The sequence below is a fragment of the Aeromonas sp. FDAARGOS 1409 genome, from assembly GCF_019048705.1.
GTDB classification, from domain to species: Bacteria; Pseudomonadota; Gammaproteobacteria; order Enterobacterales; family Aeromonadaceae; genus Aeromonas; species Aeromonas sanarellii.
Genome location: NZ_CP077395.1, coordinates 3,012,902 through 3,026,982 on the forward strand (window position 1 = coordinate 3,012,902; position 14,081 = coordinate 3,026,982).

The 14,081-nt window shown below is 66.1% G+C and carries 11 protein-coding genes; 9 read left to right on the top strand and 2 right to left on the bottom strand.

The genetic code is table 11. The features are described from left to right. Positions 1-14: 14 nt before the first annotated feature. A complete protein-coding gene (gene secF / locus I6L39_RS14335) occupies positions 15-929 on the top strand; it encodes a protein translocase subunit SecF (RefSeq protein WP_216990016.1) in 915 nt (304 codons plus the stop codon). 66 nt (positions 930-995) lie between these two features. Here secF and I6L39_RS14340 read toward each other — a convergent pair whose 3' ends face one another. Further along, entirely contained in the window at positions 996-1,598 is a 603-nt protein-coding gene (locus I6L39_RS14340; RefSeq protein ID WP_216990017.1) for a DUF924 family protein, read from the bottom strand. Positions 1,599-1,807: 209 nt separating this feature from the next. Here I6L39_RS14340 and I6L39_RS14345 point away from each other — a divergent pair, with 209 nt between their 5' ends. From I6L39_RS14345 to I6L39_RS14375, 7 genes are all read left to right on the top strand, one after another. After that, positions 1,808-2,722 (top strand): DUF808 domain-containing protein, encoded by a 915-nt coding sequence (locus I6L39_RS14345; protein ID WP_216990018.1) that lies wholly within the window; start codon positions 1,808-1,810, stop codon positions 2,720-2,722. 171 nt (positions 2,723-2,893) lie between these two features. Next, entirely contained in the window at positions 2,894-4,684 is a 1,791-nt protein-coding gene (locus tag I6L39_RS14350) for a M3 family oligoendopeptidase (protein ID WP_216990019.1), read from the top strand. Positions 4,685-4,764: 80 nt separating this feature from the next. Continuing rightward, on the top strand, positions 4,765-6,573 hold the full coding sequence (locus tag I6L39_RS14355) for a M3 family oligoendopeptidase (RefSeq protein WP_216990020.1): 1,809 nt from the start codon (positions 4,765-4,767) through the stop codon (positions 6,571-6,573). A 185-nt stretch (positions 6,574-6,758) separates the two neighbouring features. Continuing rightward, positions 6,759-7,298, top strand: coding sequence for an alpha/beta hydrolase YcfP (gene ycfP, locus I6L39_RS14360; protein ID WP_010674358.1), 540 nt, complete (start codon positions 6,759-6,761; stop codon positions 7,296-7,298). A 74-nt stretch (positions 7,299-7,372) separates the two neighbouring features. Further along, positions 7,373-8,665, top strand: a complete 1,293-nt coding sequence (locus I6L39_RS14365) for an NAD(P)/FAD-dependent oxidoreductase (RefSeq protein WP_216990021.1) — start codon at positions 7,373-7,375, stop codon at positions 8,663-8,665. A gap of 159 nt (positions 8,666-8,824) precedes the next feature. Further along, positions 8,825-9,142, top strand: coding sequence for a heavy metal-binding domain-containing protein (locus I6L39_RS14370; RefSeq protein ID WP_042075218.1), 318 nt, complete (start codon positions 8,825-8,827; stop codon positions 9,140-9,142). A gap of 158 nt (positions 9,143-9,300) precedes the next feature. Continuing rightward, a complete protein-coding gene (locus I6L39_RS14375; protein WP_216990022.1) occupies positions 9,301-10,311 on the top strand; it encodes a S66 peptidase family protein in 1,011 nt (336 codons plus the stop codon). Positions 10,312-10,369: 58 nt separating this feature from the next. Here I6L39_RS14375 and I6L39_RS14380 read toward each other — a convergent pair whose 3' ends face one another. After that, complete coding sequence (locus I6L39_RS14380) at positions 10,370-12,631, bottom strand: LTA synthase family protein (RefSeq protein WP_216990023.1); 2,262 nt, start codon at positions 12,629-12,631, stop codon at positions 10,370-10,372. Between the two features lie 249 nt (positions 12,632-12,880). On the opposite strand from I6L39_RS14380, the gene I6L39_RS14385 reads away from it, so the two are divergent. Further along, complete coding sequence (locus I6L39_RS14385; protein ID WP_216990024.1) at positions 12,881-13,963, top strand: hypothetical protein; 1,083 nt, start codon at positions 12,881-12,883, stop codon at positions 13,961-13,963. Positions 13,964-14,081 lie beyond the last annotated feature (118 nt).

A 14,081-nucleotide genomic window follows, 5' to 3' on the forward strand; every position in this document is an offset into this window, starting at 1 on the left:
TCGAGGGAAGAACAATGCTGAGAATGATCCTGGCCATGGGGCTGACCCGCTGGCGCTATATCGGGCTGTGGGCCTCCGTGCTGCTGACCCTGGCCTGCGTGGCCGTCCTTGCGACAAAAGGGCTCGCCCTCGGGCTCGATTTCACCGGCGGGATCCTGCTGGAGTTTCGCATCCAGACCCTGAAGGAGGCCCATGAGCTCAACGCCCTGATGACGGCGCCCCTAGCGGGGGTGGTGGAGCTGCACGGCGCCGGTGTGCCCGGCGAGTGGCTCATCAAGCTGCCCCCCCACGAGCTGCCCTGGGCGGCGGAGGATCTGGCGACCATGCTGGGGCAGCAACTCGCCCTGCCGGTGGAGCTCTTGCGCACCACCATAGTCGGGCCCCAGGTGGGCGCGGAGCTGTTCCAGCAGGGGATGCTGGCGGTGCTGGTGGCCTCGCTCGCCATCTCCGCCTACCTGGCGGTGCGCTTCGAGTGGCGCCAGGCCATCGGCATCCTGGTGTCGGTGCTGCACGACGGTCTGGTGGCCATCGGGCTGCTCGCGCTCTTTGACATCGAGTTCGACCTCAACGTCATCGCGGGCCTGATGGCGGTGATAGGCTACTCCCTCAACGACAGCATCGTCATTTCGGACCGGTTGCGGGACTTGCTGGGGTCGCGTACCCGCATGGGGATCCACGAGTGCTCGGACGTGGCCATCAAGGCCACTTTCAGCCGCACCATGATCACCTCGGGCACCACCCTCTTCACCGTGGGGGCCCTGCTCCTGTTCGGCGGCGACGCACTCTACGGCTTCTCCTTCACCCTGTTCGCCGGCATCCTGGTGGGGACACTCTCCTCCATCACGGTGGCCTCCACCGTGCAGGAGCTGCTGGGACTCTCCCCCCAGGCCTACCAGAAACAGGAAGAGGAGCTGGCAGAGGCGGCATGACCGCAGGCCAAGCCATGAGAAACGGGCCCTAAGGCCCGTTTTTTTATGCACGTCTGGCCGCGCGGCTCAGAAGCCGGAGCCCGGCTGGCGCAGAAATGCCACCTCCTCCGGGGTGCTCTCGCGCCCCAGGATGGCGTTGCGGTGGGGGAAGCGGCCAAAGTGCTGGATGATGACCTGATGGCGGCGGGCGAAGTCGGCGAACCCCTCGAAGGTCTCCCGGGCCGGGCCCTGTGCCTGCTCGGCGGCCAGCGCCTCGAACAGGGCCACGCTTCTGGCCTGCTGTTCCCGGGACTCCGCATGCTCGAGGGGCAGATAGAAGAAGACCCGGGCCAGCGGCGAGAGCCCCCTGTCCGCCCCGAACGACAGCCCCTTGAGGCACAGAGCCCGCGCCTTGTCGTCCTGGGCGAAGGCGGCGGGGGTGCCGCGATGGAGGTTTCGCGGCAACTGGTCGAGCAGCAGGATGAGCCCCAGGCGGCCCGCGGGGTGATCCGCCCAACCGGCGAGCTCGCCCGCCGCGGCGCTGGCCGCCAGCTCGCCGAAGCGCCGGGCCAGCAGGGCGTCGGTCTCGCTGCTCTTGCCCCACCAGAGGGGGGCCTGGCGCGCCGCACGGCGGGCGTCATCGGCATCGTCACCAAACCAGAAATCGATCAGAGGTTGCCAGGGTTGCATGGAAAACTCCTCGGGCCCGGGGCCTTGAAGTGAACATGGGGCAGGGGAACCCTGCCATGGGGGGCTGCCGCCGTGGCGGCTTCCCGTTACACTGTGCCATCTTTTGCCCCAAAGGGTGATCCCCGGATGGGCCCGTGATCCCCTGCCCCCCTCATCACCCTGACCGGGGCAGCCCGGATGTGTCCCACTGAATAGAAGGAATGCCAGATATGGCCGGAACCAGTTTGTTGGCCCTGCTCGACGATATTGCCAGCGTGCTCGATGACGTGGCGCTGATGACCAAGATGGCGGCGAAGAAGACCGCCGGGGTGCTGGGGGACGATCTCGCCCTCAACGCGGAGCAGGTCTCCGGGGTGCGGGCCGAGCGGGAGCTGCCCGTGGTGTGGGCGGTGGCCAAGGGGTCGTTTCGCAACAAGCTCATCCTGGTGCCTGCCGCCATCGCCATCAGCGCCCTGGTGCCCTGGCTCATCACCCCGCTGCTGATGCTGGGGGGGGCCTACCTCTGTTTCGAGGGGGCCGAGAAGCTGGCGCACAAGTTCCTGCCCCATGAGGCCGGGGAGGAGGCCCAGGCCGCCCCCATCCCCGACGATCTGGCGGCCTTCGAGCAGCAGAAGATCAAGGGGGCCATCCGCACCGACTTCATCCTCTCCGCCGAGATCATCGTCATCGCCCTCGGCACCGTACAGGGGTCGAGCCTGGGGCTGCAGATCGCCGTGGTGGCGGGCATCGCCCTGCTGATGACCATAGGCGTCTACGGCCTGGTGGGGCTCATCGTCAAGCTGGACGACATCGGCCTGCACCTGCTGCAGGCCCCCGATGCCAGCGCCCTGCGCCGCGCCCTGGGGCGAGGTCTGCTGGTCACGGCGCCGCGCCTGATGCACATGCTGGCCCTGGTCGGCACCATCGCCATGTTCATGGTTGGCGGCGGCATCCTGGTCCACGGCTGGCCCTTCGTCCACCACCTGATCGAGGGGGCCGCGGCGGCTGTCGCCTCCCTGCCCGGCATGGGGGCGGCCCTCGCCCTAGTGACGCCGACCCTGCTGAACGCCCTGGTGGGTGTGTTGGCTGGCCTGCTGCTGGTGCTGGCCATGACCCTGGTGAGCAAGCTCAAACCCGCCAAGTAAGGCGTTGTTGTGCGGGGCGGCCGACAGGGGCCGTCGCACCGCGCCTTCCTCGTGATTCCGGTTGCCTCGAATGGGGGCTAGGCAAGTGCCTGGCCCCCTTCGTACTATCCGGGCTGTCACCCGCCCGCAGAGGCGGGGCCCCGATATGGACGCAAACAGACAAGGACAACCATGAAACCACCCGTTTGGCAGGATGATCACATCTATGCCGCCCCCGACGATACGGCCATCGACGCCGCTTTCTCGCAGGCCGCCCGCGCCCTCACCGGGCTCGACGCCCTGCTGGCGGACCTGCCGGATCCCGCTCACCCCATCCCAGACCCCAACGCCCTGCGCCACCTGCTGCGGGCCATCCGACGCCAGGCCAACGGGGTGAAGACCCTGGCCTGGAACAGCCAGACCTATGGCTACAACCGCCTCAGCCGGGACGGTCGCGACGAGGCCGCCAGGGTGCTGCTCTCCCGGGGCCAGCAGTTGCAGGCGACCCTGGCCCAGCGCTGCAAGCCGGTGGCCCTGTTCTGGGTGCGTGCCCCCGAGGCGCTGGTGCGCACCCTGCTGCAGGATCCCGAGCTCTTCGAGCTGGCCTACCACATCCATCACGACAGGGCGCAGCAGGATCAGTGGCTGTCGCTCGAGAGCGAGCAGCTCATCGAGGGGCTGGCGGTGGACGGCCTGCAGGGGTGGGGGGATCTCTACGACAACCTGGTGGGCCGGCTGATGCCGGTGGTGGAGGGGGTTCCCATGGGGCTGGCCCAGGCGGACAACCTGCTCGCCCACCCGGACAGGGCACGCCGCGCCGCCGCCTGGCACGCCATCCAGACCGCCTGGGCCGCGGAACAGGAGACGGTGGCCGCCATCCTCAACGCCATCAACGGCTGGCGCAACGAGATCGTCCGTCAGCGCGGCAGGGGAGGCAGGCTGGATGCCCTGGCGGTCTCCTGCCATCAGGAGCACCTCACGGGCGCCACCCTGGAGACCCTGATGGCGGTGGCCGACGAGCACAAGGCGCTGGGGCGCCGCGCCCTGCGGGCCATGGCCTGTGCCCGGCAGATCACCGATTTTGCCCCCTGGGATCTCTATGCCCCGGCCCCGCTCGCCGTGCAAGGCAGGATGAGCTTCGAGCAGGCGCTGAATCTGGTGGTGGAGGCCTTTGCGGCCTTCGATCCCGAGATGGGGGCCTTCGCCCGCATGATGGCGGATCGGGGCTGGATAGATGCCGCTCCGAGCGACCACAGACGCAGTGGCGCCTACAGCACCGAGTATGCCGACCCGCCGGAGCCGCGTGTCTTCCTCACCTTCGAGGGGACCATGGACAACGTCATCACCCTGGCCCACGAGCTTGGCCACGCCTGGCACAGCTGGCTCTTGCGAGACCTGCCCCTGGAGCAGCGCGACTACCCCAGGACGCTGGCGGAGACCGCCTCCCTCTTTGCCGAGACCCTGGTGCGCGACGCCCTGCTGGCCGCCACCGACAAGGTGGAGCAGCGCCGGGCCATCGCCTGGTTGGACGGGGAGCGGGCTGCGAGCCTGCTGCTCGACATCCCCGCCCGGTTCACCTTCGAGCGGGTCCTGGTGGCGGCGCGGGAGCAGGGGTATGTGGGGGCGGGGCAGTTGCGGGAGATGATGAAATCGGCGCAGCAGCAGTGGTATGGTGACGCCCTCAGCCAGTATGACGAGCTGTTCTGGGCCAGCAAGGGCCATTTCTCCATCGCCGAGTCCGGGTTCTACAACTACCCCTATCTGTTTGGCTATCTCTTCAGCCTGGGGCTCTATGCCCAGCAGGCGCGGGCCGGGCGGGCGTTTGTCCCCGCCTATCGCGCCCTGCTGCAAGATACCGGCCGCATGAGTGCCGAGGCGCTGGTGGAGAAGCACCTGGGGGTCGACATCCGTGCGCCCGGGTTCTGGCAGGAGAGCCTGCGTTATGTGGAAGAGGCGGTGGAGCGCCTCGAGCGGCTGGTGTGAGGCCAGCCCGCGAAGTTCGTGGCCCTCGGGTCACCCCGGTTTCACGACGGGCCTGGCCCGTCCCTGACGATGAGCGTTCGATGCAACAACGAGTCTACCCACAGCAGTGGCAAAATGAGCATATCTACCCCTCCCTCGACAGCAGCGTGCTGGAGGCGGACATGAGCCTGGCCCGCGCCAGCCTGGCGGAGCTTGGCGGCTTTATCGAGGGGCTGGCGCAGGCGCAAACCAGCCTGCCGGCCCTGCAGGACTTCCTGCGGGAAGTGCGCCTGCGGGCCCGGCGTATTCGCGACATCGGCTGGAACATCGCCGTGCTGGCGGCCTGCAAGGGGAGCCAGGATGCCCGGGACGGGCTGGCCAAGCAGCAGGCCTCCCGCGCCCGCGCCCTCAACGCCGATCTGTTCAAGACGCTTGCCCCCATCGAAGATCTGATGCTGGCGCTGCCTGCGCCCGAGTTTGAGCAGCTGATGGCCGATCCCCTGCTGGGGGAAGAGGCGTACCGGCTGCGCCATGAGCGCCGATTGCAGGATCAGCGCCTGCCGGTGGAGGCGGAGCAACTGGTCATCGGCCTGGGCACCGACGGCCTGCACGCCTGGGGCAACCTCTACAACGATCTGGTGGGCAAGATCCGGTTGGTGATCGACGGCCGCGAGATGGGGCTGGCAGAGGCGAGCAACCTGCTCTCCAGCCCGGATCGGGTCCTGCGCAAAGAGGCCTTCGATGCCATCAGCGCCGGCTGGGAGGGGGAGCAGGAGACGGTGGCCGCCATCCTCAACGCCCTCAACGGCTGGCGCCTGGAGCTCTCGCGCCAGCGCGGCAAGGTTCGGACCCTCGATGCCCTGGATCTCTCCTGTCACCAGAGCCATATCGAGCGGGCGACCCTGGATACCCTGATGCAGGAGACCTGGCAGGCCCGCCACCTGGGCCAGCGGGCCCTGGGGTTGATGGCCGGGCGTCTCGGCCTCGAGGTGCTGGGGCCCGAGGATCTGTTTGCGCCGCCCCCCGCCGCCAGCCGCCGGGAGATCCCCTTCGAGGAGGCGATCGGGATCATCGCCGAGGCCTTCGCCCGCTTCGACCCCGAGATGGGCGACTTTGCCCGCATGATGGCCGAGCGCGGCTGGATCGATGCCGCCCCCACCCCGAACCGGCGCACCGGTGCCTATTGCACCAAGTTTGCCGAGCCGGTGGAGCCGCGAGTCTTCATCACCTATGCGGGCACCATGGACAACGTCATCACGCTGGCCCACGAGCTGGGGCACGCCTGGCACAACTGGCTCATACGAGACTTGCCCATGAGCCAGCGCAGCTACCCCATGACGCTCGCCGAGACCGCCTCCATCTTCGCCGAGACCCTGGTGCGCTGCGCCCTGTTCGAGCAGGCGCAGAGCCCCGAGGAGCGCCTTGCCATCGCCTGGGCGGAGGCCGACGGCGCCGCCACCTTCCTGGTCAACATCCCGGCCCGCTTCGACTTCGAGCGCGCCCTGGTGGCCGAGCGGGAGTCGGGCTATGTCTCGCCGGCGCGGCTCAAGGCGCTGACCGACGAGGCCTGGGGGCGCTGGTATGAAAAGAGCCTCAGCCGCTATCACCCTATGTTCTGGGCCGCCAAGGCGCACTTCTCCATCGCGGGCTTCGGCTTTTACAACTACCCCTATCTCTTTGGCTATCTGTTCAGCCTCGGGGTCTATCAGCAGCTGATGGGCCGCCAGGCGGCGGGGGAGGAGAACGTAGCCGGGGCCTATCGCGCCCTGCTGCGGGACACCGGCCGCATGAGCGCCGAGGCGCTGGTGGAGAAACACCTGGGGCAGGACATTCGCCAGAGCGCCTTCTGGCAGGGGAGCCTGGCCCTGGTGGCCGGCGCGGTGGAGCGCTTCGCCCAAAGCGGCGGCTGAGTCACGACAGACCCGGTTCCCGCCATGTTCCTTGCAGGGGCATGGCGGGGCAAAGGGTTCTGCCCCGCGGTTTTCCGGCCCGGACGGGCGTGATCCAAAGCAAGAAAGTCAGATGTTTTGGTGGCGCAAGGCCCTGTCGCTGGGGTAGTTTCGATAGAACCGACACAGTTTTTGAGGTCTTGTCCATGATCATCTATCTGCATGGCTTTGATGCCACCAGCCCCGGCAATCATGAAAAAGTGCTGCAGTTGCAGTTTATCGATGATGATGTGCGCTTCGTGCACTACAGCACGGTTCATCCCCGCCACGACATGAGCCACCTGCTCAAGGAAGTGAAGAAACAGCTCGACATGAGCACGGACCCCAAGCCCCTCATCTGCGGCGTGGGGCTTGGCGGTTACTGGAGCGAGCGGATCGGGTTTCTGTGCGGCATCAAGCAGGTGATCTTCAACCCCAATCTGCACCCGGAAGAGAACATGCAGGGCAAGATCGACAGGCCGGAGGAGTACGAGGACATCGGCACCAAGTGTGTAACCGAATTTCGTAATAAAAATTCAGGAAACTGCCTGTGCATCCTTTCCGTTCAGGATGAAATCCGCGATAATCGGGACACTGAACGTGAATTGAAGAACTATTACGACATCGTATGGGATGAGCGCGAGACCCATAAGTTCAAGAACATCTCGCACCATCTGCAACGGATGAAGGCCTTCAAGGAAGCCTGAGCCATCACGTCAACCGATTTCGTTTTAGGGAGCCAATGGCTCCCTTTCGTTTTGAGGAACCAAGGAAAATCATCATGATGAATATTGTCGTTGTAGGCGGTGGCGCCGGCGGTCTCGAGCTTGCGACCAGCCTGGGTCGCAAGCTGGGCAAGAAGAACAAGGCCAAGGTCACCCTGGTGGATCGCAACCGCACCCACCTGTGGAAACCCCTGCTGCACGAAGTGGCCACCGGCTCCATGGACGCGGGCATCGACGCCCTGAGCTACCAGTCCCACGCCAAGAACCACGGCTTCGAATTCCAGCTCGGCAGCCTGACCGACATCAAGCGCGACGAGAAACGCATCGTGCTGGCCCCCATCCACGACGACAGTGGCGCCCTGGTGGTCAACGAGCGGGAAGTCCCTTACGACATCCTGGTGATGGCCATCGGCTCCGTCTCCAACGACTTCAACACCAAGGGCATCAAGGATCACTGCATCTTCCTGGACAGCCCCTCCCAGGCGCACCGCTTCTACAACAGCATGATGAACCGCTTCCTGCAGTTCGCCACCGAATACCAGCCCGGTGACAAGGTGAAGATCGCCATCGTCGGCGGCGGCGCCACCGGCGTCGAACTCTCCGCCGAGCTCTACAACGCGGTGGAGCAGCTCTATGCCTACGGCTTCAAGAATCTCACCACCGACAGCCTCAAGGTGACCCTGGTGGAAGCGGGCCCCCGCATCCTGCCGGCGCTGCCGGAGCGCATCAGCGGCTCCGCCCACCAGGAGCTGGTGAAACTGGGCGTGGACGTGCGCACCGCCACCATGATCACCGAAGCGACCGCCGAGGGTCTGCACACCAAGGATGGGGAGCTGATTGAAGCAGACCTCATGGTGTGGGCCGCGGGCATCAAGGCGCCGGACTTCATGAAGGAGATCGCGGGCCTCGAGACCAACCGCATCAACCAGCTGGTGGTCCACGAGACCCTGCAGACCACCCGTGACGAGAACATCTTCGTCATCGGCGACTGCGCCGCCTGCCCGCAGCCGGACGGCAAGTTCGTGCCGCCGCGCGCCCAGTCCGCCCACCAGATGGCGACCCAGGCGTTCAAGAACATCCTGGCCAAGATGAACGGCGGCGAGATGAAGCCCTACCGCTACCACGATCACGGCTCCCTGGTCTCCTTGAGCCGCTTCTCCACCGTGGGCAGCCTGATGGGCAACCTGATGCGGGGCTCCATGATGGTGGAGGGCTACATCGCCCGCATCGTCTACATCTCCCTGTACCGGATGCACCAGGTGGCCCTGCACGGCTACATCAAGACCGGCCTCATCATGCTGGTGGGTCGCATCAACCGGGTGCTGCGCCCGAGCATGAAGCTGCACTGAGTGGTATTGGTAGACACTCAGATCAGAAGGAGAGGCCAGGGCCTCTCCTTTTTTATGGCCGAAGCGGTGCGGCAGATCCCGAAGTGGCGCGGCAGGGGGATGTCCCTTGGCGACGGTTTGGGGTAGTCTGAAACCCGTTTTCACCCCAAGGAGCGCAAGATGATCCTCTCAACCACCCCCACCCTGGAAGGCAAGAGCATTCGCGAGTACCGCGGCATCGTCGTGGGCGAAGCCATCCTCGGCGCCAACATCTTCAAGGATCTGTTCGCCGGCATCCGCGACATCATCGGCGGTCGCTCAGGTGCCTATGAAAAGGAGCTGGCCCGGGCCCGGGAGATCGCCTTCGAGGAGCTCAGGGAGCGTGCCGCCGCCCTGGGTGCCAACGCCGTGGTCGGCATCGACATCGACTACGAGGTGGTGGGCCAGAACGGCAGCATGCTGATGGTCAGCATCAGCGGCACCGCCGTGGTGGTGTGAGCCCGTTTTCACCCCTTGCCAGCCAGCGCCCCGAGCCGATCCTGAGATCGGCTTTTTTGTGCGTGTTTTCCACTGGTCTGGTGAATGAGAGATGGATTAGGATGAGACCTCTTACCTGGGTTTTCCCGGCGCCCCCTCTTGGCTACAGAGATCTATCCATGACCTTACTCAGGCCGCCGGGGCTCAAACCCGGTGACACCATAGGTTTTTTCTCTCCTTCCAGCGCAGCGACCGCCTGGGCCCCCCACCGTTTCGAACGCGCACAGCACTTCCTGGCCGCGCAAGGCTTCGGGCTCAAGGCCGGCAGCCTGACCGGGGAGCAGGATCACTGGCGCTCCGGCTCCATCGCGGCGCGGGCCGCCGAGCTCAACGCGCTGATCCGCGACCCGCAGGTGCGCGCAATCATGTCGGTCATCGGCGGCAACAATTCCAACTCCCTGCTGCCCTATCTGGATTACGAGGCGCTGAAACGGGATCCCAAGATCCTCATCGGCTACTCCGACGTGACGGCGCTGTTGCTCGGCATCCACGCCAGAACCGGGCTGGTCACCTTCTACGGTCCGGCGCTGGTGGCCTCGTTCGGCGAGTTGCCCCCGCTGGTGGACGAGACCCTGGCCGGCTTCCTGCCGATCTGCATGGCCGGTGGTGCAGAGGTGCCCCACCGGCTGCCGACACCGACGCACTGGAGCGAGGAGCGGCTCGATTGGGAGCACCAGACGCGTGCCAAACGGTGCCATCCCAATCGGCTTCACTCGGTGGGGACGGGCAGGGTGCGGGGCCGGCTGATGGGCGGCAACCTCAACACAATGGCGGGGATCTGGGGCTCCCCCTATATGCCGCAGATTGAACGCGGGGATATTCTGCTGCTGGAAGACAGCCTGCTGTCCGCCGAAACCGTTGAGCGATCCTTCGCCCACCTCAAGCTGTGCGGGGTGTTCGATCGCATCGGTGGCCTGGTGCTCGGCAAGCACGAGCTGTTCGACGATAGGGGCAGTGGCAGGCGGCCGCTGGATATCCTGCTGGAGGTGGTGGGGGAGCCGGGCTTCCCCATACTGGCGGAGTTCGACTGTGCCCACACCCACCCCATGCTGACGGTGCCGCTCGGCATAGAGGTGGAGCTGGATCTCGACAGGCAACGTCTCAGCCTGTGTGAACCCTGGCTCCGTTAGTCGGAAGAGAAAAGCAAAGAGGCCGCTGCAGCGGCCTCTTTGCTGTCTGGATATAGCATCAAGGCAGGGCATCGGCCCGGAAGCTGGCGCGGATCTGCGGCACCAGGGGGGAGGGGTCGAAGCCCTTCTCCTCCCCGAGCACAGGGTGCAGCAGGGGCTTGTCCTCTATGGGGGTGAAGTCCCCCGCCAGCAGCGCTCGGGTGGCCTGACCCATCTGGTAGAGCTGGCGCACCGGGGCGAACTGGCGGGCGAGATCGAGCCCCTCATCGGCGCGGGTGAAGGCCATCATGGGGATCTGGTAGGCGGCGTCCCGGGGCGGCTTGGCGCCGTGGATGCCCTTGCCCGCCGACATCAGGAAGGGTTGGTGATCCCCGAAGGCCACCACCAGGTAGCGCTTGCCGGAGCGATCGAGCGTCTTGAGCAGCCGCTCCAGGGAGGCCATGGCATCCACCACCCCGGTGTAGTAGGTGTTGAGCAGCTGCCGCTCCGCCGGGCTCTGATCCGGGCAGGCCCGATCGATCTGCTGGGCCCGATAGCGATCCCCGTCGAAGGGGCCGTGCCCCTGCATGGTGACCGCGTAGGCGAAGAGGGGCCCGTCGTCCTGCGCCGTGCGTTTCAGCAGGTGATCGATGAGGGCATCGTCCGAGATATAGAGCCCCTTGTGCTCCAGGCTGGTGAAGCGGGTGTCGAACCAGCGCTCCTCGTAGCCGAGCGACGGGATCGCCTTGGCACGGCCCCAGAACTTCTCCACATAGGGGTGGGCGAACAGGGTCTGGTAGCCGCTCTGCTTCGCGCTCTGGGCCAGCCCGGGCACCTGGTTTGACAGGTAGTAGTAGGGCACCACCCCCTGCTTGAGCAGGCCCGCCGGCAGCCCGGTGTTCATCTCGAACTCCGCCAGCACCGTCATGCCCCCCGTGGTGGGGGAGTGGATGGTCTTGTGCCACTGCGCCACCCCGGCGGGCAGGTTCAGGGTGGGGGCGGGGGCGCAGATCTTGCCCTGCCAGTCGAGCCAGAGCGACTCGTATTGCAGCACTATCACCAGATCGAAGCGCGGTGGCTGGCCCAGGACCGGCTGGCTGAGCTCGGGAGTGCGCTCGTTGATCTGCAGGGGGTAGCGAAAGACGTTGCCGCTTTGCAGCATCTCGTCCACCAGGTTGAACAGGTAGAGGCCGGGACCGGCACGGATGATGTCCCTGTGGTAGTTCACCGCCCTGTCGACGTAGCGGATGTTGGCCCCGAGCAGCTTGTTGCCGGTCTGGGTGGCGAACACGCACAGGGCGAAGAAGGCGGCGGTGGCGGCGGCCGTGCGCAGGATCCAGCGGGACAGGGCGAAGCGCCAGCACAGGTACAGCAGCCCCAGCACGGCCAGCACCGGCAGCACCGGGTGTTGATCCAGCAGGATGTGGAGCAGGGCCAGCAGGTTGCCGAGATCGTCCCCCCCGAGCGGCACCCCGTAGATGGCGATCTTCATGAAGTTCGCCAGCAGGCCTATGCCTGAGAGGGTGGTAAAGACCAGCCCCATGTAGAGGTTGAAGCCCGCCAGGGCGCACAGGCTCCAGCCCAGCACCATGCTGCCCCAGGCGAGATAGTAGTGTTCAGGCCGAAAGCCGGACCAGAACAGAAACTCCCCCAGCTTGAACACCACGAAGCCGTGCAGCAGCACGAAGGTGAGGTTGCCGAGCAGCAGGCTGCCGAGGATCCGCGAGCGGTAGCTGCGGCGCAGCCGCGGCATCAACACCCTGAGCATGGCGGCGCTCATCAGCAGCACCAGCAGCAGGCTGGTCATCAGATAGGTCAGGTTGAAGCCGCGCTCCGGCAGGGTCTGCAAGATCTGGCTGTACTCCCCGCTCTGCGGCCGATCTTTCAGCAAGAGGCCGATGCGCAGCTGATAGCGGCTGTCCAGGGCATCATCCGGCGCCCGCAGCGCACTGTTGAGATCCAGGGTGCAGCGCTCCTGGCGGCACTTCTGGCGCTTCTCTGCCGCCTGGCTCAGCTGATCGATGCGAACACCCCTGTCGTTGAGCAGCTCCACTCGCACCTTGTCCCCCTCCTGCAGCGGCTTCAACAGTTGCCACTGGCTGCGTACCACCAGATAGAGGCCACGGCTGTCGCTCTTGTAGAGCAGGCTGTAGCGGGAGAGGGTGGCGATGGGCTGATCCGCTGGCCCCAGGATCAGCGGTTGCGCCCGCCCGAGCCAACCGACGGGGTTGAGCAGCGGCAGGGCCAGGGTCAGCAGCAGCAGGGCGGTCAGTCCCCCAAGCAGCCATCCGGCCAGGGGCCGGGACGGGGAGGGGCAGTGACCGGAGACGGGGGCATTCATAGGGGCTCATCCTTGGAGCGGGCACGGCAGCAACGCTGCATCTATTTTGACCAGATGGTGAGGGGCTTGTTCCTCGATGTCAATTCAATGACAAGGGGATGAATATTTCGTGACGACCGTGACTTGCAAAATGTGATCCCGATCCGCCAGGGGGGCTCATTCTGTGATGAAAGCGTCATCATGGGGCTTTGCCGCTGGTCTGCCGTCGTACCGCTGTTTAGTCTCAGAGCAACGGTTGGAGGTACATGTATGAATCCCAAGGTTGCGGCGCGTCAGGCCAGGTTGCTCCAGATGCTGGAGAACAAAGAAGAGATCCGGATCGGGCGGGAGCGGGACTGTCCCTTACCGCTGGCCCAGCTCATCAGGCTGACCGAGGATCACCCGGCGGTGATCAGGGCCTATGGCCACGGACTCACCGCCGAGGTGTTTCATCTCAAGGTGGAGGGCCATCACTGGTGCCTGAAACGGTGCCGGCAGGACTCCCTGGTGGCCAATGTGGACGGCAAGACCGCCTTTCTCACCGAGCTGGAGCGCCGCCGGGAGATCGAGTCCCTGCGGGAATTGCACCCCACCATCCTCTCCAACGTGGTCTGTACCAGCTTCGGCTCAGCCCGGGCCGGGGTGCTGGTCTCCCCCTGGCTGCGGGGCGAGCCGGTGCGCGAGCTCTGCAAGCGCAACCTGGCGCAGATGCTGGCGGTGGAGGCCGAGCTGGCACGCTGGGGCTGGTTTGACTGGGATCCGAGCCCGGGCAATCTGCTGGATGACGGCCAGCAGATCTCGGTGTTCGACTTTGGCTACATGTGGCCCTTCGATCCCCTGTACGAATTCAACTCCAATGGCCTCACCGACCCCGGCTTCCACGTGCCGGAGCGGCTCGAGACCCGCACCCTCTCCGGGCTTTGGCTGGATGTGGCCGACCCCCTGCCGCTGTTTCGCCACTGGCGCGAGCTCTGCCTCGCCTGGGCGAAGGGGGAGCTGCAATACTTGTCGCGGGAGGGGGCGAGCGCCCCCGTGCTGGCCCGCATGCAGGGGCTGGTGGGGGAGTGGAGTGCGGCGCTGGCAAGCGACGAGGCGCTGGCGGCCAACTGGTGGCGCGACATGTACCGCAGCCACCGGCTCGACATCCAGGACGATCTCAGCGGCAAGAGCTGCGGCCCGCTCACCCTGCGCCGCCTCGACTGGCTGGAGCTGGCGGTGCGGGATCACTTCCCGGCGCTTGCCGAGAACCTGGAGCACGATGAGGCCGGGCTCGGTCAGGCCGGTCTGTTGCAGCGGCTGGGGGGGCTGCGCGAGCAGATCCGGGCCAACCTGCTGCCGCCCGCGCGATCCTAGGGCATACCTGCACGACAAGAGGGGCGCCGCGGCGCCCCTCTTTGTTGTCGGTCTCGTGGTGGCTCCAGAGAGGGAGGATGGATGTCCCTCAAGCCCCTGCTCCCGCGAGGGAAGCAGG